Consider the following 22,669-nt stretch of genomic DNA (forward strand, 5'->3'; position numbering starts at 1 on the left):
TCCGTTTCCATTGGGTTATAAGGATAAGAATTGCGATGCTTTACATGATGCCGATTTCGGCATCGTCGCCAACTTCTTCATGCGTCGCTTTCACATAATCGATAATTTCCTGTACTGTCGTATAAGCTACACCGACGTAAGTGTCTGCGGCGCCGTAGTAAATCGCGATCCGGCCAGTCTCCGCATCCGTCAGCGTGGCGCAAGGGAATACGACGTTAGGCACGAAACCGCGCTCCTCGTACCACTCTTCCGGCGTAAGCACATAAGTGCTGGAACGGTACTTCACCTTGGACGGCTCGTCCTTGTCCAAAATAACAGCGCCCATGCTGTACACCAGACCGTTGCATGTACCGGTTACCCCATGATAGAACATCAGCCAGCCCTCGCTCGTCTCGATCGGAGCCGGTCCTCCGCCAATTTTAACCGACTGCCACCAGCCCTGGCCGCCTTTGCTCATCACATGGCGATGCTTGCCCCAATAGACGAAATCCGGGCTCTCGCTCAGGAAGACATCGCCAAACGGCGTATGGCCGCTGTCGCTTGGACGGGAAAGCATGACGAAATTGCCATTGATTTTGCGCGGGAACAAGACACCGTTGCGGTTGAACGGGAGAAACGGATTTTCCAGGCGCACGAAGGATTCGAAATCGGTCGTCCTCGCGACACCAATTGCGGCTCCGTAGAAATCCGTACACCATATGATGTAATAAACGTCCTCCACCTTTACTAGCCGCGGGTCGTAGGCGTAATTCGGCTGGAATGGCTCGCCTTGCTCGTTGACGAACGGAATTCTCTCCTCCTCGATCGTCCATTTCAAACCATCCTTGCTGCGGCCCATATGCAGATGCGAGCGGCCATTCGTCGACTCGGCACGGAAAATACCTACGTATTCGCCTTCGAACGGAACGACGGCACTGTTGAAAATGCGGGCTACGCCCTTGACCGGATTACGATGGATGACCGGGTTATCGGAATGTCTCCATACCGGGCCAACTGCCCCCTCCGGTTTCTCCTGCCAAGGCATGTTCGGAAGATTCTCTCCAATAATGCGTACTGTGCTCATATATAATCTCCTTTATTAACATGATAGAATTTTATTTAACCGATCCTTGCGCAAAGCCGTTATAAATGTATTTCTGCAGGGACAGGAAGATAATCAGAATCGGAATGATCGTAATCATGATGCCGGCGCAGATGACCTCCCACTGGGAGCCGTAAGGGCCTTTGAACTTGAAGAGCGCCGTAGACAGAACCTGCAGATTTTCACTCGGCATATAAAGGAATGGCGTGTAGAAATCGTTGTAAATGTTGACGCCTTTAACGATGATAACCGTCACAATCGCCGGTGCCAGAAGCGGCAAAATGATTCTCCAGAAGATCGTGAAATAAGAAGCGCCATCCAGCATCGCGGATTCATCCAGCGAGTCCGAAATCGAATCCAAAAACTGCATAAAAATGTACACGGCAATAATATCCGTACCGAGATAGAGCAGAATCGGAGCAAAACGGGTATCCATCAGATGCAGGGAATCGATAATCCGGAAGGTAGCTACCTGGGTCGTTACACTGGGGATCAGCGTAGCTAGCAAAAAGGCGACGATCAAAATGTTTCTGCCGCGGAATCGGAACCGGTTAAGCACATAGGCAATCATTGCGCCAATCAGCGTAGCGCCGATGATGGACATCACCACGATAAAAATCGTATTCCCGAAGCCCAGCAGCATCTTGCCGTTAATAAATGCTTTCGAATAGTTGGAAAAGTTAAACCAGTTCTCCGGGAGCGTGAGCGGACTTGTTGTGCTGTATTCCTTGTTCGTCTTGAAGGAAGCGAAGAGAACAACCGCGATCGGAACGAGTGCGGCAAACGCGCCAAGCAACAAGGTGGCATACTTGAAAACAGCCGCCGTCCCGTATTTCAATTTATACATAGGTTATTTCTCCTCCTTGATGAACAAGCGTTGCAGGAAGGTCACAATAACGACAATGAAGAGCAGAACGACCGCCATGGCGGAGGCAAGGCCAAGCTTGTTGTACTTGAACGCTGTCGTTACCGTCTGGATGACAAACGTATTACTGCCATTCGAACCGCCAGTCATGATATATGGAATATCGAACGCACTGATTGCGCCGCTAATCGCCAGAATCAAGTTCAACTGCACAATGCTCTTAATGCTCGGGAGAATGATGTGGCGGAATTGATGCCAACGATTCGCTCCGTCAATTTCAGCCGCTTCATAAACATCCTTGCCGATTGAGGAGATTGCCCCGAGGAAGATAATGAAGTTAAAGCCCATATATCTCCATAGGGATGCCCCGGCCAGCGAGATATTGATAATATGCGGATTGAGCAGCCAGCCTTGCGTATAAGCACCGAGACCCACGCTTTGCAGCAGCGTATCCAAAGTACCGTCAGGCCTGAAGAAGAATAGAAAGATAAAGCCGATCGCTACGCCGTTCAGAAGATAGGGGAAGAACATAACCCCTTTAAAGAAGTTCTTGAACCGGACACTCGTGCTTAGAATCGTCGCGAAGTATAACGCCAGCCCCATCTGGACGAATGAGCCGGCAAAATAGTACAAGCTGACTTTGAAGACGGAAAAATATTTGGAATCCGTAAAAATGGTTTTGTAATTCTCAAATCCGACATAGTCGTAGCTCTTGCTGTATCCGTTCCAGTCGGTAAAGCTGTATTTGAACATATTGAAAACCGGCAAGTACGCAAATGTGAATAATAACGTGACCGGGATCAGCGAAAAAGCGAATATAATGAGTCTTCGCTGCACTTTATAGCTCAGGTTCTTAAACATCACTCATACCTCCAAAGGTCCTGCTCTGCACTTCTCTCTACTTTGGCGAATATAAGGGAAACGCATGCTGCATGCGTCTCCCCTCTTCTATTGCCGCAGTTACACATCATCCTGGCGTTACACTATTTGCCGACAACCTTGGCGCGGGAATTCACCCAATCTTCGTTCAAATCCTTCATAATATCATCGAAAGACTCATCGAGGTTGCCGATGGCTGCTTCGATAATCCGCTTCTTGAATTCCGGCTGCCAGAGGCCAATCTCGGCATCCTTGTCGATTTTATCAACCCAGCCCTCTTGTCCCGGCTTTGCAGGGGACTGGAGCTCAAACTTCACATCCGTGCCTTCGAACTGCTTCAACGTCTCAGGAAGTGGAGCGCCGATAACCGGGCTCATGCCGCCCGCTTGCTCTACCGAGTAGCCGGACTCCTTAACGAACCAGTCAATCCATGCTCTTGCGGCTTCTTTGTTATCACTGTTTTTATTAATGCCGAGCGTGTAGTCGTCAGCCAATGGCATAATAATTTCACTTGCATTAGTCGGGAACGGCATGTAAGCAATGTCATCCTTGTTCGGCGCTAATGCACTCACTTGACCAATCGCCCAGGAACCGAGCACCATGGCGCCGATCTTGCCGTTAGCCATATCCGCTTTGGAAGCCTCCCAGTTCGTTGTCGTTGGATCTTTCTCGATCAAGCCTTGCTTTGCGGCGTCATACATCACTTTGTACAGCTCATAGTGAGGCTTGCCAGGCACGAAGTTCTCATCGGTATTCGGCTGTTCGACGTTCACGTAGTCTACATTGCCGGCAACCGTAGTCAATGCAGCTTCCCACTGCGTCAACGGCCAGCTATCCGCATAGTTCGTGTAAAGCGGTATCGCATTGCCTTTGTCTTTAATCGCTTTCAATGCTGCGAGGAATTCATCTGTCGTTCTTGGCGCCTTCGTTACGCCCGCATCATTAAACACTTTTTTGTTGTATAACACGCCCGAGAAGTTAACCGCAATTGGAATACCGTAAGCCTTGCCGTCAACCGCTCTTTCTTCCAGACCGATATATTCCTTGCTCATTTCGGCCAAATCCCCGAGAGGCTCAAAAAATTCAGGCGTATCCGCTAGTGGAATGCTTGTCGGCACAAGCAGAACATCACCATAATCGTCAGAGTTCATCCGAACCGTAATTTGACCTTCATAATCGGACAATGCTTGGAAGTTCACTTTAACATCCGGATATTTCTTATTAAATTCAGCTGCATAACCTTTGAACACCGTATCAACGATGTCTGTTCGTTGGGTAAGCACCGTAATTTCACCTGATGGGCCTTTGCCCGTTTGTTCCGTTCCCTCTGTGTTGGTAGTTGGGTTATTCTCTGCGTTGTTCTGTGAGCACCCCGCCAGCATCGAACCGACGAGAGCTACAGTTAGTAAACCGATCGTAGTTTTTCTTTTTATCATTTTTCGTAACCCCTTTCTAAACTAAAATTTAAGTTATCGATAAATCACTTCTTTATTCTATGTTGTATGCGCTTTCTTGTCAACAACTTAATTAAATCACCCCTTAATATTAGTTAATAAGTAAAGTAATTAAACTAGCTGCAACAAATTACTTTATATACTGAGGCTATAGATGTATACTGTTTTTAGCATAACAAGCTGCTTCCGTTTAAAATTTATAGGACGGTGAATGTAAGTAATGAAAAGCAACATTACGATGAAAGATATTGCAGATAAAGTTGGAGTCAGCAGCGTAACGGTCTCCAAAGCGCTTAACGATAAAGAAGGCGTCAGCGACAGTTTGAAGCTCAAAATAAAAAAAATTGCCGGCGAGATGGGCTATCGCTATAATTCAGCCGCCAAATCGATTAAGGAAGGACTGTCCTATAATATAGGCGTAATGATTCCGCAACGGTTTACAGGCCTGAATGATTCCTTCTATTTGCAGGTTTATCAGCAAATCTCCCTCCATCTTGAGCATTACGGTTATTATGGCATTCTAAATGTACTTAGCAATGAGGACGAAGAACAGCTCAGCTTTCCCAGAGTCTACAGTGAAAACAAAGTGGACGGGATCATTATTTTGGGCCAGGTCAGCAAGGAATACATCAATATTGTTCAAACTATGAACCTGCCCAAATTATTTTTGGACTTCTATGATGAACATGCAGAGATCGATTCCATCATCCAGGACAACTTCTACGGCGCTTATGAACTAACGAATTACTTAATCGCGATGGGCCACCGTGAAATCGCTTATGTCGGCAATATTTACTCCACCAGCAGCATTCAGGATCGTTTTCTCGGCTATTACAAGTCGCTTCTTGAACACGGGCTGGCTTTTCAGGAACGATTACTGCTGAATGATCGTGACGAGCGCGGCCGCTACATCGAGATCAAGCTGCCCGAGAAGATGCCCACAGCCTTCGTCTGCAACTGCGATCAGGTTGCGTACAATGTTTACGAACGGCTTACAGAATTAGGATTCCAAATTCCTTCCGATTGTTCCGTGGTAGGTTTTGACAATGACATCTATGCCACACTGGTCTCTCCGCACCTGACAACAGTTGAAGTGGATATCGATCAAATGGCAAGAACTGCGGTCAAATTTATCATGGAGAAGATCGCCAACCCAAGCCGCCGGAACGGCCGAGTGCTCGTACAAGGCAAAATTATTTATAGAGACTCGGTTCAGCGCTTGGAGGCAAGCAACTAAAAATAGGCTTTTCACTTTAAACCGTCTGCAGAGGCGGTTTTTTTGTTGTTGTTAAGTAAAAAATAAAGTAACAAAGTAATAAAATCGAATTTATAGGTTGAATCCAATAACAATTATCTTTATAGTATCTATTAAGTAGTTATTTTGTTAGTGTTTTTGATAACAAACGCTAACAAAAGATGCGAATCAAACTAACGAGGTGAACAGAATGCATGTATCCGAACCATTTATTGCCGGAATGACTTGGGGTTTCATGGGTGTCAGAGGCACATGGAATAATAAATCCGCTTCTCTGTCGATGGAACGTATGGCTGAATCCACGAATGCCAACTGGACTGCGATCGCATTCTCCGCGCTTCAGGCTACTGCCTTCTCTACAGAAATCCCGTACTGGGACGAGCCGACTGTCACTGACGATGAAGTGCGCTGGGCGATCCGCAAAGCCAAATCGTTAGGTCTTCAAGTGTGTCTGAAGCCGATTGTGAATTGCGCGGATGGCACATGGCGCGCTCACATTAACTTTTTCGATAAGGACGTACCCTGTGAACCCAAGTGGAGCCAGTGGTTCGCCTCCTATCGCGCTTACATGCTGCATTTCGCGAAGATTGCCGAAGAAACCGGCTGCGAAATGTTATGCATTGGCTGCGAGATGGTGCAAACTGACCGCCGGGAAACCGAATGGCGCCAATTGATCGCCGAAGTAAGGAAGGTGTACAGCGGCCTGATTACTTACAATTGCGACAAATATCAGGAAGATAATATAGCTTGGTGGGATGCGGTTGATATCATCAGCTCCAGCGGATACTATCCCATTCAGGATTGGGACCGTCAATTGAACCGCATTGAGGGCGTCGTAAAGCAGTTCGACAAACCGTTCTTCTTCATGGAGGCGGGCTGCCCAAGCCGCACTGGCTCTGCCGCCATCCCGAACGACTGGATGCTTCAAGGGGAGAATAATCAAACCGAGCAAGCGGATTTCTATCGCATGATGTTTGCTAAATGCGCCGAACGTGAATGGGTTCGCGGTTTTATGTTATGGGATTGGCCGGCTAACGTGTACGAGCGCGAACAAGCCGTCCATGATGATGGCTACTGTGTCTATGGCAAGGAAGCAGAGCCGGTAATTGCGAAGTTCTATGCATCGAAACGATAAGGAGGGCTGCACGGTGGATATAGCACAATGGAAAGAAGAGCTGCAAGCCGAGCTGCAAGGCAATATTTTAAAGTTCTGGATGGAGCAGACGGTGGATGACGAACATGGCGGATTTGTCGGCGAGATCGACGGACAGCTTCGGATCGATCCCCGTGCTGACAAAGGGCTTGTATTAAATGCCCGCATTCTGTGGTCCTTTGCTTCCGCATACCGGCTCTTCCCAAATTCCGAATATAAGAAGATGGCCGATCGAGCTTACGATTATTTGAAAAATCATTTCATCGACCGCGATAATGGCGGGTTATTCTGGAGCGTTGATTATACCGGACAGCCCGCACAAACCAAAAAACAGGTGTACGGACAAGCTTTTTATATCTACGCATTGGCGGAATATAACCGCGCCTTCGGCAGCCAGGAGGCCATTGATCTGGCCATCGGCATTTATCAGCTGTTAGAGCGGCATGCCTACGAACCCGTTCATAAAGGCTATATCGAGGCGCTGACACTAGATTGGAAGCAAACTGACGATCTTAGCTTGAGCAATAAGGATTTGAACGAGAAGAAATCAATGAATACGCATCTTCATGTCCTTGAAGCTTATACCAATCTCTATCGGGTATGGAAATCAGAAGAGCTGAAGCGCAGCCTGACCGAGCTCATTGAGGTGACACTGGATCATATTATTGATCCTGAGCATGCCAGATTCGAACTGTTCTTCGATGAGAGCTGGCAGGTCAAAGGCCATCACATTTCTTACGGCCACGATATTGAGGGCAGCTGGCTGCTGTACGAGGCCGCCGAAGTGCTTGGCACCCCTTCTCTGCTGGAGCGCGTCGAACGAATGGCACTTGCGATGGCGGAGGCGGTTCTTGCGGATGGCATCGACAAGGACGGCGGCATATGGAACGAAGCAGATCAGTCCGGCGTGACCGATTCCAACAAGGACTGGTGGCCGCAAGCCGAAGCGATGGTCGGATTTTACAATGCCTATCAGCTTTCAGGGGAAGATAAATTTCGGGCCGCCGCTTGGCATTCCTGGAACTTCATTAAAGCTTATATTGTGGATCCGGCTGGCGGGGAATGGTACTGGGGTGTCGATCAGGCAGGCAAACCGCTGGCCCATGAGCCTAAGGTCAGCCCGTGGAAGTGCCCTTACCACAATAGCCGCGCCTGCCTGGAAATGCTGGAGCGGCTGGAGCGGCAAGCTCTATCCCTACACTAAATTTAACGGAGGAACATACTATGCATCTATTCGAGGAACGAAAGAACCAATTAACCGAACGTTACGAAACGCTGCTTAACCGACGCAACGAAGCGGTGCCACTCGGCAATGGCGTTTATGACCGTTATAAATACCCTGTGCTCACTTCGCAGCACGCGCCGTTAATCTGGAAGTATGATTTTAACCCGGAAACGAATCCTTACTTCTCCGAAAGACTTGGGATCAACGCCGTCCTCAATCCGGGCGCGATCTACCTGAACGGCAAATACTATTTGGTCGCACGCGTGGAAGGCGTCGACCGCAAATCGTTCTTTGCCATCGCGGAAAGCGATAACGGCGTAGACGGCTTCCGTTTCTGGGACCGCCCTGTCGTGCTGCCGGAAACGGACGTACCGGATACAAACGTATACGATATGCGTCTCGTTCAGCACGAGGACGGCTGGATTTACGGTTTGTTCTGCACCGAGCGGAAAGATCCTGACGCTCCACGCGGAGATCTCTCCAGCGCAGTCGCACTGTGTGGCATCGCACGGACGAAAGACCTGGTCACTTGGGAACGCCTCGCCGATCTGAAGACCCCGTCCGCCCAACAGCGCAACGTCGTGCTTCATCCGGAATTCGTGGATGGCCAGTATGCATTCTATACACGTCCGCAGGACGGTTTCATCGATACGGGCTCCGGCGGCGGCATCGGCTGGGGATTGTCGGCGTCTATTGAGAACGCGGTCATCGACAACGAAATCATTATCGACGAACGTCATTATCATACGATTAAAGAAGTCAAGAACGGTCAAGGCCCTGCACCGATCAAGACGAAGCACGGATGGCTCCACATCGCCCACGGGGTACGCAATACAGCAGCCGGACTGCGCTATGTGCTCTATGCGTTTCTCACCGATCTTGACAAACCGTATAAAGCCACTCATCGTCCGGGCGGCCACCTCATTGCACCGGAAGGCGAGGAGCGCGTAGGCGATGTATCTAATGTGGTTTTCTGTAATGGTGTTATTGCAACCGAGAATGGCGACGTCTATATTTATTACGCTTCCTCCGATACACGTATCCATGTGGCTGCCACAACGGTAGACCGTTTGCTGGACTACGTGCTGAATACGCCCGAGGACGCTTTCCGCTCCTATGCCTGTGTGGCCCAGCGGATTGAACTGATTGACCGCAATCTGTCACTTCGCTAGTTTCTGCAGCCACCATAATGTCAAAAGGAGCTGTCCAGGCTAGGCGAAACATGCAAAACGGCAGTTTTTTGCCCGTTTCTGGCCCCATGAAGGTGAAATGCCTGCCAGCGTGCAGGTATTCCACCTTCGTTTCCCCTTAACGGCCGATTTCCCCTCAAATTCATGCCGGATTGCAGGAATGTTATCATTATGGCGTCTTGTAAGCGAAATTCATGCTCATTCGCAGGCTTCTTACTCCGTCACGCTGCCTTCAAACCACTTGGAGAAGGAGTGTCCAGAAAGTTGTTTGATTTCAGCGTCCCCACTATGTCCCCCAAAGAAAAAGATGCTTCCCGTCCCACTTTTTAGTTTTTAGTGGTGATGGAGGCATCTTTTTACATCATTTGGGACTGGCTCATTGGATATTGGATCGGGCAGCCCCTTTATTTCTGCGCGTCTGCCGCCAGCGGAGCTGCTGTAGAATCCCGATGAACCAACTCGGCGCACACTAATATTTTTTCATAGGGCTGTTCCGGATTGCTGATGCGTTCCAGAAGCTTCTTGACCGCTCTATGGCCCATCGCCTGCTTCGGCACATCAACAGTCGTAATCGGCGGATCGCTGCGATACGCGTCGTCGATATTGTCAAATCCCGTGATTGCCATTCCAGCAGGCACTTCTATATCCGCTTCCTTGAGCAGCTGCCGCACGTGCAGGGCAATGGAATCATTGGCGCAGACGAGTGCGGTAGGCATCGGCTTGCTGCTCTTCTGTACTGCAATCCATTCCTTAACATCCGGACCATATTCACCTGTCTCCACGCCACGCAGCCGCAGCATCGGATCTTGACGATCGGGCACTGTCAATCCGTTCAATTCCAGCACCTCCCGAAAGCCGATCCAGCGGTCATGGAAGCTGCTCGAGAACTGAATATCACCGAGAAAATGAAGTCTGGTATGGCCAAGACCGACCAAATGCGTGCATAGCCGCGACATGCTGTCCCGATTGTTGGCAAATACCGTATCCGTCGGAATGAGCGCATCCTCGTGGTCCACAAGAATAAGCGGCAGCCCTGATCGGTGAACCTCCAGCAGCAGCGATGATTCGATCTGTCCGACCCCGATCATCCCCAGAATTCCTTCCAGATTCAGTACATGCAAGAAATCTTCGGCTCTGGACTCCGACACAATAATCATACCAAGCTGGCGCAATTCCAGCTCTTCGGAGATACCCTCCAGTATTTTCCCCCAATAAAGCGATTCCTTATTTTGAAACCGAATATTAGGCATGAGCACAAGCACCGACCGCTTGCCATGGATGGATGCCTTTCTTTCCGCAGGGATTTGGTTTTTCATATATGCGGATTTTTGCCCGAAATAACCAAGCTCAGAGGCCGCTTGAATGACCCTTTTTTTAGTTGCTTCACTTACGCCGCCTTTGCCCGAGAGCGCCTTGGAAACGGCAAACTTGGACAGGCCGAGATGGTCGGCAATCTGCTGCATCGTAATTCTCTTCAACTGGATGCTACCTCCGCAAACCTAACTGTTTGTATAATTCACTCCTTTTATTATAACAAATTAAGAACAGAGATACATGCAATTATTTAGCATCGATGAAGGTTAGATTCCCGTTATCCTCTGCGATTGTCAGCTACCTTAAAAATCCCACGACATGATTTAATTTCTCTACAGCTTGGGGTTGTATTTTCAACGTCGTCTGCGGTACCCCTGTTCCACCATAAATATACGGGAATCGATGCAGCCCTCTGTCCATTATTGCAGGGAGGCCAGGATTTATTAACGATACATCTCCAATCTTACACCCTGTTACTTGTTCTGCCTCTTGCGGCTTGGCCAATCTGATCTCATCAAGCTTCAGAAGTTCTTTTAATACTTCAAAATCAACTCGTCCATAATCACCCGAAAGAATGAGAGAGTAATAGCCTTTGTCTGTCTTCAAAATTAAAGTTGGGGCTGTTTGTCCAATTTCAATGCCAAAGTAGTCTGCGCCTTCTTGAGCGCTATGAATTTTCTTGCTGTGCTTGAGGATTTCGTACTCAATCTGCTGATTGTTTAGAATTGATAATAACTGCTCCATGCTCATCCAACTTCCACTTGTAATTTACCTAACCTCGTTTAACCTTGTTAAAACTATTTTACATATATAATATTTTACCATTTTTTTGATAGATTAGGAAAGCAAGTTGTTGCATATCCCCCGCATTCTCGTTCAAAATAGTGGCTGAAACAATTAAAATCGAGGCTGTCCCATCAGATTTTCTATCTTCTAGCGCAGTAAATGACTTCATAATACGGTATCGCACTGTGTGAGCACCAAGCTCTGGCGTGGCGCTGCATGACAGTGGTCGGCCACTGCGAAGCAGGAAGCCTGCGAATGTGCATGAATTTCGGTTACAAGATGCCATAATGGCATCATTCCTGCGATAAGGCATGAATTTGAGCAAAAATCGGCCGTTAAGGGGAAGCGAAGGTGAAATACCTGCACACTGGCAGGCATTTCACCTTCATGGGGCCTGAAACAGGAAAAAAACTGCCGTTTCGCATGTTTCGCCTAACCTAACTCGCATATCTCGGTGTTTGAATGACGGATCTTCCTCTGGTGAGGAGTACGTCAAACAGTCTGATAATCGCAGGCATTCCACATCGTACCGCTTGCATTTCAGAATCGGTGGCTTCTACATAGGTTTTGAGGGTTGCCTTATTCGGCACGCCAGTCAACGTTTCACTTCTTTACCTTATAAAACTCATGATACAGCTTCATTAACGCCCGCTTCTCAATCCGTGATACGTAGCTGCGGCTGATGCCGAGTTCCTTCGCGATCTCCCGTTGTGTCCGTTCTTCCCCGCCATGCACTAAGCCAAAACGACCGACAACCACTTCCTTTTCCCGATCGTCCAAAATATCCAGATTTTTGTATATTTTTGATTTCTCGATTTTCAGCTGCACCTTGTCTGCAACATCATCGGCTTCTGTGCCGAGAATATCGATCAAGGTGATCTCGTTCCCTTCTTTGTCCGTTCCGATGGGGTCATGCAGTGATACGTCCTTGCGGGTTTTCTTCAAAGATCTGAGATGCATAAGTATTTCGTTCTCAATACAACGAGCGGCGAAAGTGGCAAGCTTCGTTCCTTTGTTCGGCTGGAAGCTCTCGATTGCCTTAATGAGACCGATCGTGCCGATGGAGATCAGATCCTCCAGATCCTCCCCTGTATTGTCGAATTTCTTGACGATATGCGCCACCAGCCGCAAATTATGCTCGATAAGCAGGTTGCGGGAATGCTGGTTGCCTTCGGCCATCAGCTGCAGATGCTTGATTTCATCTTCCTCGTGAAGCGGTTGCGGGAAGGCATTATTTTTAACGTAGGATACAAGAAGCGACAACTGCTTAATCATCAGTGCGATAGCAGCAAATAATCCAGGCATGATACCGTCCACCTCCATCATGTAATGCCAAGGAAACACGCCGGATTCCTCAACGAACACTAAAGACTGTTCTACATTCTATGTGGGCAGCGGCCTAGAAGTGCATGTACGGCATGCAAGGGGCATTCATTTTAGAAAGTGGGCGAACTTATCCGGCTCATGACGAATGTCTTGCGCAAGCTTCTCGTATTCCAATGTTAATTTGACTGAACGGACTCTCTGGGCATCTTGATCTCGCGGTTCGATGAATCCTTCATCTCTCCAATGACTTACCTTTTCCCTGATCGAGCGATCCGACAAACGCAGAAGCTCTCTCATTTCGCTTGTTGTCAGCGTGTCTTGCTTGAAAGTTAATTGAGCAAACACCATTCTCTGCTGTGGATCAAGCTTTCGAATCAGATCCGGTTCGATTCTCGTCATTTGAACAGATTTCTCTGTAACAATGTTAGCTGCTTCTTGAAAGACTTCCGCTAAGCCGTCGATAAAAAATTCCAGCCAAGGTGTCAATTCGGCATCATGACGACCAAAATAATAATTGTGATGGAGGCCGAGTTGAAGTCGTCGATAGTACTCTGCAAGATTGCGATCATAGAAATTTTCGAGTACAAATAATCCTTTCAGTCCATATCCCCCCCTGCGAAGAAGGTATGTCGTGATCATCCGGGCTGTTCGGCCATTTCCGTCCCAATAGGGATGGATGGTGAGAAACTGCCACATGAAAATCCCTGCTTTGATTGGAGCCGGAATCGAATACGTTTCCGGGGAATTGATCCAGGCAACCAAATCCTCCATTAACACAGGGACGTCCTGCCATTCGGGAGGCAGATAAAAGCCGGAATCATTACGGCTGCCAACTTGATTCTGCTCTTCACGATATTCACTGACACGCGGTCTTCGACCGTGCGAAATTTTGATTATGGCATGAAGCTTCTTCACAAACTCTTCTGTAACCGGCAATTGCCTCTTTTCAGCCTCATCAAGGTATTGCAAAGCTTTCATCAAGTTATACACTTCTTGTTCTTCATTGTCACTACTGGTTTGGTACAAAGCCTTTCGCTTCGTCGCCTCATCGAGCGTATTCCCCTCAATCTTAGTAGAGAGAATTACCGTTTTTTCCATCGATTCTTTCTTAAGCAAATCCAGAATGGATACGGGCAATGGAAGCAGATCCACGACCGCACTTGCACGTTGAATATCCATCAACCGCCTGGCAACGGAATCCGTTATTGAATATTTTGGTGTAAACATCAAATCACTCCTCCCAATAAAATTATAACATTGCCGCTATTTTGCCGCAAATAATAGCGATATTGTTTAATTCTACTGTAACTCAACTTCATGTCATAGTCCTCTTCACTCAGCTTGACAATGAATGGGTAGAAAAAAGACGACTACCACAAAGTAGTCGCCTGAAGACACTTTCTCAAAACAAATCTATCTGATCCATCCGTGAAGCAATCCGCTCCAACGTTTCCGGGGCATGATCCCGGAAATAAGCATGCTGTACCCACTGGGCTGATTCCATGAGTTGCTTGGAGGCATCCGTGGTGCTGCGAAGACGGCAGCTGTAAACGATCGGAAAATAGTCCTGCAGAAACTTTCCTTCCGCATGAGAGGTTAAGGCGATGATCTGGAATACCAACTGCTCAGCGATAAAATAACGGGGCTGAGCACATGATCGCTGGATGCCTTGCCGAACGAACGGGTTGTCCAAAATAACCGTCCGGTGCAGCTTCATATTGGCTTTAATATACTGACGGCGCTCGGTAACATAATTCAGAAGGCCGAGAAACAGCGTCATATTTTCACTCCATTTCTCCCCCGCCTGACCAACGGTTCGACTGCTCCCAGGAGTAGGCCGTTTTCGTGACCTGATGGTCATTTGTCACCTTTCAGCAGGTGACCTTCTTTTTCAACAGCCTGTTTCTTTACTCATCATTTTCCCTTCAGTAATGTCTATAGTATTAATTTAACATACATAATTAGCATTATATGTAAATTTAACTATGAATGATAAACCTCCAAATTCACGAAATAATAGCTCGATCAGCTACCCGTCGCCAATTCATGCCGTCTGAGTATGCAGGAGTAGGCCCGCCTACATCATCCGTAACAAAGATTTGCGACCCCGCAGGTGTTACACTCGGAAGAGACTCCTTCGCAAAGCTAGGGAGCACTGGCGGTCTGTTGAAGTTCAAGCGCTGGTTAGTAGGATCATACGTGAATATTTCATTTACTCCGTTTTCTCCATATAACACGAACTCGCCCGTACTTTTTGCAATTAAGTAATAGGAGTTTACTGGACTAGAGCCGCCCAATATCATTCGAAACCTAGATTCTCCTCCGACATCTGGGAATAGTTCTACAGTTTGATCTATTCCCATTTTTACGGTTGGTCGTCCACCTGTATCAATATAAATCGGATAATGTTGTCCGCGATTCGTTGCCACGGTTCCAATGCGATATTCGCCAAATGCCTTTGCGACAATAACAATCCTTTCCTCGCTACCACCACTCATTTTGTTTAACCCAATAGCAGCACAATCATACGACTCTGTTGAATCATGAATATAGGGCACACTATTTTGCACCCCTGCTGAACTGCCTAGCGTAATGGTTAACGCGTCCTCAGATACTGCTAAGACGGAATAGGAAATACCATTGATAAGTATTTCTGTCCACCAGTATGCGAATAACTCCCCGCTGACCCATGAAACAGTCACACCGTTTGTGTCAACAATGCCCTTTGAAGTTGTAGCGACCTTTTGATACAACACATCATTTTGCACCCCTGCGCTCCCTGTCAAGGTTAGGGTTGTTGTAGAATCTACGCTTAGTACGTTATATAGTGCATTATCAATGTAAATATTCGCCCCCAACCAATTCTCATCAAACAAACTACCGCTCACCCAAGTAACCGCAGTGCCGTTCGTATTCACAAAACCATTATAGGAATTGGGCTGGACGGTTATTTCTGTATTGGCTCCCCGCCTACTCGTTTGAATGGTTGCCCAAGATGGGTTTCCGTCTGTGCCGTAGAAGATGCCGTCGGGCTGCCCTGGAACGGTTCCACCTATTAATACGCCGCCATTACCACTTCCTAGCCCTCCTGCAATAACTGATGTTGCTTTGATCTCCTGAGCTAGTTGAGAATTCGTTACCCAATCTCCCATCTGATAAATTACACCTGTATATCCACCAACAAAAGAAGCATTATCACCGAAGAAAACTACTTGGTCTGCATTTGCAACAGAGGTTATATAATACTGTCCACCACTTGAAGTGTGTGGGAAGTAGATTGCTTTACTCCCTGCTGCAATAGCCATATTCACTAGCGCCTGTAGTTCTGCTGTGTCGTCTGTTACGCCATCTCCAACCAAGCCACATTCGAGGACGTTGTACATTATGTTTCCCCACGTTTCAAAGTTTTTAATTAAATCTCCGATATCCCTGCTCACTAAACTGCTAACCCTATGATCTAACCGCCTAATCAAGAGTCTGTATAACAAATTCCGTTTCCCTTTCCTGAATCAAAAACCATCAGCAAATAATCTAAGCATCATACGTCCAACCCCTATCATTTAATGCCAAGGAAAACTTATAACTTTATGAATAAGAGAATCTTTTAAGTGCAAATCATCGATGAAAAATGAAAAATTAAAGCTAATAGTGATATCTATCAACATGACCTCGTCATCAATTAAAACCGAATCGAAAGCCCCTTTCCCCGTAGCTGCTGCAAAGGGAAGGGGGCTCTTGGAACATTCCGATACCATTTACCATCCTAAAGAGGGGGCATATGCGATTTACAGTGCAGCAGGCGCTGACTCTGTCGCGCTGCCGTCCCACCAAAGCGATTTGCCATTAAAATTGTTCACGAAGGTAACCTCCTGCTTCTCCAGAAGGTTGTCTATGAAAAGTTGAACCGCTTCTTTCTCCGCGGAGACGATAGAATCCAGCTTGGAAATAATATAGTCCAGCAAGGAGCGGTCGCCTTTTATCGTCGCCTTGATAAACGTGTTCCGTATGACCAGAAATTCATCCAGAATCGCTTGATACAGCTTCAACAGCTGCTCACTCTCTCTCAAGAAACCATTGCTGTCCAGAAATTTGATTCGTTCGATCATCATCTCTTTATGATCCACGAGGACATGCAGCGGTCTGGAATCCATATGCTTCCCCTCTGTCTTCAAGCTCTCCAGGAATGCGGCCAGGCTCGCGTACACCTCTAATCCGAAGGCCAAGTCTCTGGGATTCTCGGAGGCCCTGTTCCGCTCCGTAGGGTTCTTCGAGTGCAAATATTCATGCAGCGATTCCTTCACCAATACGGCGTCCAGGCCATAAGAAGCGGCAGCATTGAAGGAAACGAGCTGAATGCCGCCCTTGCCTTCGTTTAACGTATCGTAGTCCGGGTCCATCTTCTCGTAAGCCTCGACGATTTCATGATAGGGAACCGTTTTTTGCGAATACTTGTAATCGAATATGAAATCATTCACATAGAACATTTCATTCTCCGCATCATACCCGCTAATAAAGAGATCATGAGGCGCGATCCGTTTGTTCCTCGCGTAATTCTCGCCCCGCTTAATATACTTGAGATCGAACATGCCGTAGACATAGCAGCCGTCATCGATGCTGCTGATGAGCAGTTCAAGGATGCCCGCCTTCATATTCTGCAACGTTTTTCTGGAGATCGTCTGCACATCCACCCATGGACATTTCTGCATTGGAAACATAGGGAGCACATCCACATAGGCATGTCCGGTCAAATCCTTCTCGCAAAACAAGTGAATATAATTGCTGAAAATCCAGCTCGACGTTTGCCCATAGCTCGACAAGATCGACAGCAGGTTGGCATGCCATTGCCAGGAGGTCATGAACGGCTCGGACATCGGTAATTTTTTACTCATAGGGCGTATTTTCCTCTCCAACATCATTATTTTTGGGAATAAGACAGGAAATTTGAGCAGAGACAGGTTGATGGAATACTGACCGTTCACTTCATGCGGCGAATGCCCCGGCAAAAGAATGATCATACACAACAATTTGACAAAACAAGTGTATGCGATTCCTTCTGTAGAAGTAAGGGGAAAGCTGTCGAACGGGCAATTTATTATCCATTCCTGCTGTCTCTGCCTCTGGAAAATAGCAGCCTTATGATGACATTAATCGGCGTATACGTTAAACGAGCGCATGCTCCACAGTCTGATGCTTCTCGAAGCATTCCTGCACGGCCTGCTTCAGAATCGTGCAGCCAGCCTCAAGCTCCTCCATCGACACCGTGAGCGGCGGCATCAGCTTGACGACATTATCGTGGCGGCCTACCCGCTCGATGACAAGCCCCAGCTCATAGCAGCGTGATGTAATCTCTTTGGAAATATTGGCATGCTTGCTGGCAGATACATCAACTCCCCACAGCAATCCCATGCCGCGGACAGAAATTTCGCCGCTGATCGGCGCAATTTCCCGATTCAGGAATTGTGCGACAAACTCCGCCTTTCTGCCCACTTCCGCTTCCAGGTTGACCAGCTCTCGATATTCCAGCGCTGCAGACGCGCCGACAAACGCAAGCTGATTGCCGCGGAACGTGCCGGTATGCTCAGCAGGCTTCCACACATCCAGCTCAGGCTTCAGCAGCACAATCGCCATCGGGAGTCCATAGCCGCTGATCGATTTGGAGAGCACGACCATATCAGGCACGATGCCTGCACGCTCGAACGAGAAGAACGGGCCCGTCCGGCCGCAGCCGACCTGAATCTCATCACAGATAAGCAGAATGTCGTGACGATCGCACAGAGCGCGCAGCCGCTGCATCCACTCCACCGGAGCCTCGTTCAGCCCGCCTTCGGCCTGTACCGTTTCGAAGATGATGGCCGCCGGCTTTTCGATACCGGAATGATCATCCGTCAGCACCTCTTCCATATATTGAATCGTATCGAAGGTGCTCATGAAGCCAGTCGGGAACGGCATGAAGGTAACGCCGCCCAGATCAACAGCCGCCGCTTCCCTGTGATACAGATTGCTCGTCGCGGACAAGCTGCCCAGCGACATGCCGTGAAATGCCCCCATGAAGGAGAAGATTCCGCTCCGTCCCTTCACCTTGCGCGCCAGCTTCAACGCTGCTTCTACCGCATTTGTGCCCGTAGGGCCGCAGAATTGGATTTTGTAAGCAAGATTCCTCGGCTTCAGAATCAGCTCCGAGAACGTGTTCAGGAACCCCTCTTTGGCGGAAGTATGCATGTCCAGTCCGTGCGACAGCCCGTCGGATTGCAAATATTCGATCAGCTTGCCCTTGATGTAGTCATTGTTATGGCCATAATTCAATGCGCCAGCCCCTGCGAAAAAGTCGATGTAGGTTTTGCCCGACTCCGCATGCAGCAGCGATCCCTTCGCTTTCCCGAATACATCGGGAAAGGACCTGCAGTAAGAACGCACGTTGGATTCCATTTGCTCAAAAACATTCATCATTTCCACTCCTCCATTATTGGTTGATTGCATGGATCATACCAAGGCATATTCCTTTTCCTTCTTGAATTGAAATTCATACAGGCCGGCATAAATCCCGTCCTGTCTCATCAATTCGTCATGGCTTCCCTGCTCCGCCACTTTGCCCTGCTCCATAACACAGATCGTACCGGCTTCCTGTATCGTACTCAGGCGATGCGCGATTACGAGCACCGTCCTGTCTTTCATCAGCCTGTTGAGCGCCTGCTGAACCCAGTATTCAGACTCATTGTCAAGCGCAGAGGTCGCCTCGTCCAGCAGCAGAATCGGCGCGTTCTTGAGCAGCGCCCGGGCAATCGCCACACGCTGCCGCTGTCCGCCGGACAGCTTGGCGCCGCGCTCGCCCACCATCGTCGCATACCCTTCGGGCAGCGCTTCGATGAATTCATGCGCATAAGCAGCTTGAGCGGCGGCGATCATTTCCTCTCTCGACGCGCCCTCCTTGCCCAGCAGAATGTTCTCTTCGATCGTCCCTTCGAACAGGTAGGCATCCTGCGGCACATAAGCAATCATGCCGCGAATCTCCTCCAGCGTGTAGGCGGAGATCGGCTTGCCCGCTATCCCCAGCGCCCCACTGTCAGGGGAATAGAAGCCCAGCAGCAGCTTGAACACCGTGCTTTTGCCGCTGCCGCTCGCTCCCACCAGGGCAGCTACCTCGCCTCGCTTCACTTTAAGCTGGAATCCATTCAGCACCTGTGATTCGGGCTCGTAGGAGAAGCCTACTCCCTGGAATTCCAGCATGGCATCTTTGGATAGCGATGACTCTTCAGTGCGGGACGGGAACCGCTCGGCCTCAGGCGCATGGTCAATGACTTCAAACACGCGCGCAGCACCGGCAAGCGAGCTCTGCATCAAGGACACGACGCTTCCTAGCTGCAGGAAGATCATCGTAACGCCCATTTCCAGCTGTACGATTGCCGCCATCTGGCCCAGCTCCAGATATCCACGGGCGAACATGAGAATGCCGACAACAAGAATGCCTCCGAAGCTGATGAAATTAATCAAATAATTGACCGATTCCAGTATCCCGTTGCGATTGCCCTGCTCCAGCGATGATGCCGTTACATGCTCATTCGCCTCGTTGAACTTGCCGGTAATAATCTTCTGAAGCCGGAACATCTTCGTCGTCTGAAGCCCTGCCAGCACATCGGTCAGCCGCTCTGTCATGCCGCCCATATGCAGCTGCAGCTTGTCCCCGATACGGCGCATCGGTCCGGCGAAGGCCAGATTGACGCCGATGCCCGCCCCGCCGAAGAGCGTCAAGGCAACCGCAAACCGCCAATCCAATATATACATGGAGACGATTGATCCGAGCAGGGTAAAGGCATCCGTCAGCATCGACTTCAGATGCTCCGTATAAATATTTTCCATCGTCTGAACATCGGTCGTGGAGCGGGAGATGAGATCTCCCGAATGCCGGGTTTCAAAGTAGCCCGGAGGCAGCATGCCGAAGTGCTCGTACAGCCGCGCCCGCAGCTCGGTCATCGTCCGCTTCACAACTCGCATATACATGTAGGAGAAGACGGGCGACAGCAGGGCAATAGCAAGGAATGCCGCGCTCACCAGAGCAATGGATTGGAATAGCTGCCGCTCCTCGCCCTGAACGGAAAAGTCGAGCAAATTTTTGAATACGAACGCCATCATGATCGTCAAGCTGCCATGCACCATGCTGTCTCCGATCAATCCGGCAAAATACAGCTTGCGCTGGGGGCCAAGCAGTGCCAGCATGCGGCGAAGCTCAGCCAAGCTGTGTTTCAAGTGCTGTCTCTCTCCGAACATGTTGCGGCCCCCTCTCTGCTGTCTCTTTATCATCTGCGGCGCCAGGCGCGAATTGCTTCAAGTACAGCTTCTTATACAAGCCGTTGCGCTCCAGCAGCCCGTCATGCGTTCCCCGCTCCACAATCTCCCCATCCTGCAGCACCAGCACAAGATCGGCATCTTTAATGGTTGAAAGCCGGTGCGCGACCACGAGCACCGTGCTGTCCTGCATGATCCGCTCCAGCGCTTCCTGAACGAGCGCCTCGGACTGCGTATCCAGCGCCGATGTCGCTTCGTCCAGCAGCAGGATCGGCGCACGCTTGAGCATGGCGCGGGCGATTGCGATGCGCTGCCGCTGTCCGCCGGACAGCCTCGCGCCGCGTTCGCCGAGCAGCGTCTCATAGCCATCCGGCAGCTCCATAATAAATTCATGCGCACCCGCGGCCCGTGCTGCTTCAAGCACCTGCTCCCGGCTTGCGCCCGGACGTCCGTACCCGATATTGTCCGCGACACTTACCGGGAACAGATAGGTATCCTGTGAGACAAGCGACAGCCTGTCTCGCAGGGAAAGCGGGTCCCACTCGGCTAGCGGGTGGCCAAGCACCCGAATGGTGCCGGATAGACGGGGGCGCGCTTCTCCCGCATTGCCTTCATCAGCGGCTGCAGAAGCGTCCGCTTGTCCGCTCCCGTCACTCGCCGCATTCGGCATAACGGCGGTCCCATCCGCATTCACTTCCATTCCGTAAAAGCCGCAAATCAGCTTCAGTATCGTGCTTTTGCCGCTGCCGCTCGGCCCTACCAACGCAACCGTTTGACGATGGGGCAGCTCAAAGCTGATATCCGAGAGCACATTGGACGTGCCCCCGTAGGAGAAGGAGACGCCATCAAGCACAAGCGGCGGCCCCTCATTGCGGAGAGCAAGCTCCCCACGGCCCGAAGGCTCCAGCGGCAGCTCAAGAATCTCGAACAACCGCTTCGCGGCACCCTTCACCTCCTGAACCTGCGCGGACAGAATCGGCGCCATGGAGAGCGGCTGCATCAGGAAGTTAAGCAGATAGAGGAAGAGAATCATCCCTCCCGCAGTCAGCTCCCCTTCTCTGATCAGATAGCCGCCATACGTTACGCTGAAAATAATCGGGCTCGACAGCAGCAGCAGGCTGACGGGTGCGATGAGCGCACGCCTTTTCTCCACCTGCAGGCTTGTCTTGAGCACAAGCCCCATCGCGGCGCGATATTTGCCCGACATCGCTCTGAACATGTTGAACGCCTTCAGCATAGGGATGCCGCCAAGCGTATCCTGAGCGATAGCATTTGCGGAGCCCAGATGCTTCTGCAGCTGCTCCGACATTTTGTTCATCGGGAAGATGAGCACAGACGTAATCAGAATCGCTACCGGGAGCAGCAGCAGGCTGAACACCACCAGCTTCCAGTTGGTCAGCAGCAGCACCGTCAACGCGCTGACGAATACGACCGGCATGTAGAACAGATTGGCGAAATGCATCTTGAAGAAATTCTGGATGACCATCGCATCATTCGTCAGACGTGACACCAGATCGCCGGAATGGCGGCTCTCAAGCGCGGATACCTCCGCTCGCTCCAAGTGGCTCACCAGATCCCGCCGGATGTCGCGCAGAGCGGAGGCGCTGAACCGGGTCAGAGCATATTTGGTCGCATAGCTGGCCGCAGCGCCGGCAACGGTAAGCACAGCAAGCAGAGAGAACGTATCTTCCATGCTGATGGCAAGCCCTCCGGTTGCGTCCTCGACAAGCTCTTCGATGAACAAGCCGAGCCAGATGTCGATGGCCGCGACGACCAGAGATGCCACAATGCTGAGCAGTATCCACAGGGCGTAAGGTTTCATATATTTTGCCAGCTTAATCAAGATGTTTCTCCTTTCCCG

Annotated in this window: 18 protein-coding genes; 4 read left to right on the plus strand and 14 right to left on the minus strand. The window is 49.6% G+C overall.

Annotation, left to right across the window (positions count from 1 at the left end; genetic code table 11):
• Nucleotides 1–40: 40 nt before the first annotated feature.
• From K0T92_RS03395 to K0T92_RS03410, 4 genes are all read right to left on the minus strand, one after another.
• Complete coding sequence (locus tag K0T92_RS03395) at nt 41–1,063, minus strand: glycoside hydrolase family 130 protein (protein ID WP_219870988.1); 1,023 nt, start codon at nt 1,061–1,063, stop codon at nt 41–43.
• A gap of 31 nt (nt 1,064–1,094) precedes the next feature.
• Complete coding sequence (locus K0T92_RS03400) at nt 1,095–1,928, minus strand: carbohydrate ABC transporter permease (protein ID WP_219870989.1); 834 nt, start codon at nt 1,926–1,928, stop codon at nt 1,095–1,097.
• Nucleotides 1,929–1,931: 3 nt separating this feature from the next.
• Entirely contained in the window at nt 1,932–2,807 is an 876-nt protein-coding gene (locus tag K0T92_RS03405; protein ID WP_219870990.1) for a carbohydrate ABC transporter permease, read from the minus strand.
• Nucleotides 2,808–2,929: 122 nt separating this feature from the next.
• Complete coding sequence (locus K0T92_RS03410; protein ID WP_219870991.1) at nt 2,930–4,261, minus strand: ABC transporter substrate-binding protein; 1,332 nt, start codon at nt 4,259–4,261, stop codon at nt 2,930–2,932.
• Nucleotides 4,262–4,499: 238 nt separating this feature from the next.
• On the opposite strand from K0T92_RS03410, the gene K0T92_RS03415 reads away from it, so the two are divergent.
• The 4 genes from K0T92_RS03415 to K0T92_RS03430 all read left to right on the plus strand — a co-directional run bounded on the left by K0T92_RS03415 (nt 4,500) and on the right by K0T92_RS03430 (nt 9,084).
• Nucleotides 4,500–5,516 (plus strand): substrate-binding domain-containing protein, encoded by a 1,017-nt coding sequence (locus K0T92_RS03415; RefSeq protein WP_219870992.1) that lies wholly within the window; start codon nt 4,500–4,502, stop codon nt 5,514–5,516.
• A 208-nt stretch (nt 5,517–5,724) separates the two neighbouring features.
• Complete coding sequence (locus tag K0T92_RS03420; protein ID WP_219870993.1) at nt 5,725–6,669, plus strand: glycoside hydrolase family 113; 945 nt, start codon at nt 5,725–5,727, stop codon at nt 6,667–6,669.
• Between the two features lie 13 nt (nt 6,670–6,682).
• Nucleotides 6,683–7,891 carry an AGE family epimerase/isomerase gene (locus K0T92_RS03425; protein WP_343223618.1) on the plus strand — a complete coding sequence of 403 codons (1,209 nt, stop codon included), beginning with the start codon at nt 6,683–6,685 and terminating at the stop codon, nt 7,889–7,891.
• A gap of 20 nt (nt 7,892–7,911) precedes the next feature.
• A complete protein-coding gene (locus K0T92_RS03430; protein ID WP_219870994.1) occupies nt 7,912–9,084 on the plus strand; it encodes a glycoside hydrolase family 130 protein in 1,173 nt (390 codons plus the stop codon).
• A 422-nt stretch (nt 9,085–9,506) separates the two neighbouring features.
• Here K0T92_RS03430 and K0T92_RS03435 read toward each other — a convergent pair whose 3' ends face one another.
• The 10 genes from K0T92_RS03435 to K0T92_RS03480 form a co-directional block, all read right to left on the minus strand.
• Nucleotides 9,507–10,580 (minus strand): LacI family DNA-binding transcriptional regulator, encoded by a 1,074-nt coding sequence (locus K0T92_RS03435; RefSeq protein WP_246627805.1) that lies wholly within the window; start codon nt 10,578–10,580, stop codon nt 9,507–9,509.
• Nucleotides 10,581–10,713: 133 nt separating this feature from the next.
• Entirely contained in the window at nt 10,714–11,166 is a 453-nt protein-coding gene (locus K0T92_RS03440; RefSeq protein ID WP_246627806.1) for an aminoacyl-tRNA deacylase, read from the minus strand.
• 639 nt (nt 11,167–11,805) lie between these two features.
• A complete protein-coding gene (gene sigK, locus K0T92_RS03445) occupies nt 11,806–12,507 on the minus strand; it encodes an RNA polymerase sporulation sigma factor SigK (protein ID WP_219870995.1) in 702 nt (233 codons plus the stop codon).
• Between the two features lie 126 nt (nt 12,508–12,633).
• Nucleotides 12,634–13,755 (minus strand): Fic family protein, encoded by a 1,122-nt coding sequence (locus K0T92_RS03450; RefSeq protein WP_219870996.1) that lies wholly within the window; start codon nt 13,753–13,755, stop codon nt 12,634–12,636.
• A 175-nt stretch (nt 13,756–13,930) separates the two neighbouring features.
• Complete coding sequence (locus K0T92_RS03455; protein ID WP_246627807.1) at nt 13,931–14,308, minus strand: hypothetical protein; 378 nt, start codon at nt 14,306–14,308, stop codon at nt 13,931–13,933.
• A 226-nt stretch (nt 14,309–14,534) separates the two neighbouring features.
• On the minus strand, nt 14,535–15,965 hold the full coding sequence (locus K0T92_RS03460) for a glycoside hydrolase family 55 protein (RefSeq protein WP_219870997.1): 1,431 nt from the start codon (nt 15,963–15,965) through the stop codon (nt 14,535–14,537).
• A 348-nt stretch (nt 15,966–16,313) separates the two neighbouring features.
• On the minus strand, nt 16,314–17,417 hold the full coding sequence (locus K0T92_RS03465) for a hypothetical protein (RefSeq protein ID WP_219870998.1): 1,104 nt from the start codon (nt 17,415–17,417) through the stop codon (nt 16,314–16,316).
• A 271-nt stretch (nt 17,418–17,688) separates the two neighbouring features.
• Nucleotides 17,689–18,972 carry a diaminobutyrate--2-oxoglutarate transaminase gene (gene ectB, locus K0T92_RS03470; RefSeq protein WP_219871196.1) on the minus strand — a complete coding sequence of 428 codons (1,284 nt, stop codon included), beginning with the start codon at nt 18,970–18,972 and terminating at the stop codon, nt 17,689–17,691.
• Nucleotides 18,973–19,008: 36 nt separating this feature from the next.
• A complete protein-coding gene (locus tag K0T92_RS03475; protein WP_219870999.1) occupies nt 19,009–20,790 on the minus strand; it encodes an ABC transporter ATP-binding protein in 1,782 nt (593 codons plus the stop codon).
• The gene (locus K0T92_RS03480) at nt 20,750–22,630 is read right to left on the minus strand and encodes an ABC transporter ATP-binding protein (RefSeq protein WP_219871197.1); all 1,881 of its coding nucleotides are present in this window, start codon (nt 22,628–22,630) and stop codon (nt 20,750–20,752) included. Before K0T92_RS03480 ends, K0T92_RS03475 begins: the two co-directional genes overlap by 41 nt.
• Between the last annotated feature and the right edge of the window lie 39 nt (nt 22,631–22,669).

This window comes from Paenibacillus oenotherae, from assembly GCF_019443105.1.
Lineage (GTDB): Bacteria > Bacillota > Bacilli > Paenibacillales > Paenibacillaceae > Paenibacillus_Z > Paenibacillus_Z oenotherae.

What these genes read in the sequence shown, in the direction of transcription:
- K0T92_RS03465 (WP_219870998.1), bottom strand. Translation starts at nt 17,417, where the DNA reads ATGAGTAAAAAATTACCGATGTCCGAGCCGTTCATGACCTCCTGGCAA.
- K0T92_RS03475 (WP_219870999.1), bottom strand. Translation starts at nt 20,790, where the DNA reads ATGTTCGGAGAGAGACAGCACTTGAAACACAGCTTGGCTGAGCTTCGC.
- K0T92_RS03415 (WP_219870992.1), top strand. Translation starts at nt 4,500, where the DNA reads ATGAAAAGCAACATTACGATGAAAGATATTGCAGATAAAGTTGGAGTC.
- K0T92_RS03420 (WP_219870993.1), top strand. Translation starts at nt 5,725, where the DNA reads ATGCATGTATCCGAACCATTTATTGCCGGAATGACTTGGGGTTTCATG.
- K0T92_RS03440 (WP_246627806.1), bottom strand. Translation starts at nt 11,166, where the DNA reads ATGAGCATGGAGCAGTTATTATCAATTCTAAACAATCAGCAGATTGAG.
- K0T92_RS03450 (WP_219870996.1), bottom strand. Translation starts at nt 13,755, where the DNA reads ATGTTTACACCAAAATATTCAATAACGGATTCCGTTGCCAGGCGGTTG.
- K0T92_RS03430 (WP_219870994.1), top strand. Translation starts at nt 7,912, where the DNA reads ATGCATCTATTCGAGGAACGAAAGAACCAATTAACCGAACGTTACGAA.
- K0T92_RS03480 (WP_219871197.1), bottom strand. Translation starts at nt 22,630, where the DNA reads ATGAAACCTTACGCCCTGTGGATACTGCTCAGCATTGTGGCATCTCTG.
- K0T92_RS03400 (WP_219870989.1), bottom strand. Translation starts at nt 1,928, where the DNA reads ATGTATAAATTGAAATACGGGACGGCGGCTGTTTTCAAGTATGCCACC.
- K0T92_RS03410 (WP_219870991.1), bottom strand. Translation starts at nt 4,261, where the DNA reads ATGATAAAAAGAAAAACTACGATCGGTTTACTAACTGTAGCTCTCGTC.
- K0T92_RS03395 (WP_219870988.1), bottom strand. Translation starts at nt 1,063, where the DNA reads ATGAGCACAGTACGCATTATTGGAGAGAATCTTCCGAACATGCCTTGG.
- ectB (WP_219871196.1), bottom strand. Translation starts at nt 18,972, where the DNA reads ATGAATGTTTTTGAGCAAATGGAATCCAACGTGCGTTCTTACTGCAGG.
- sigK (WP_219870995.1), bottom strand. Translation starts at nt 12,507, where the DNA reads ATGCCTGGATTATTTGCTGCTATCGCACTGATGATTAAGCAGTTGTCG.
- K0T92_RS03455 (WP_246627807.1), bottom strand. Translation starts at nt 14,308, where the DNA reads ATGACGCTGTTTCTCGGCCTTCTGAATTATGTTACCGAGCGCCGTCAG.
- K0T92_RS03405 (WP_219870990.1), bottom strand. Translation starts at nt 2,807, where the DNA reads ATGTTTAAGAACCTGAGCTATAAAGTGCAGCGAAGACTCATTATATTC.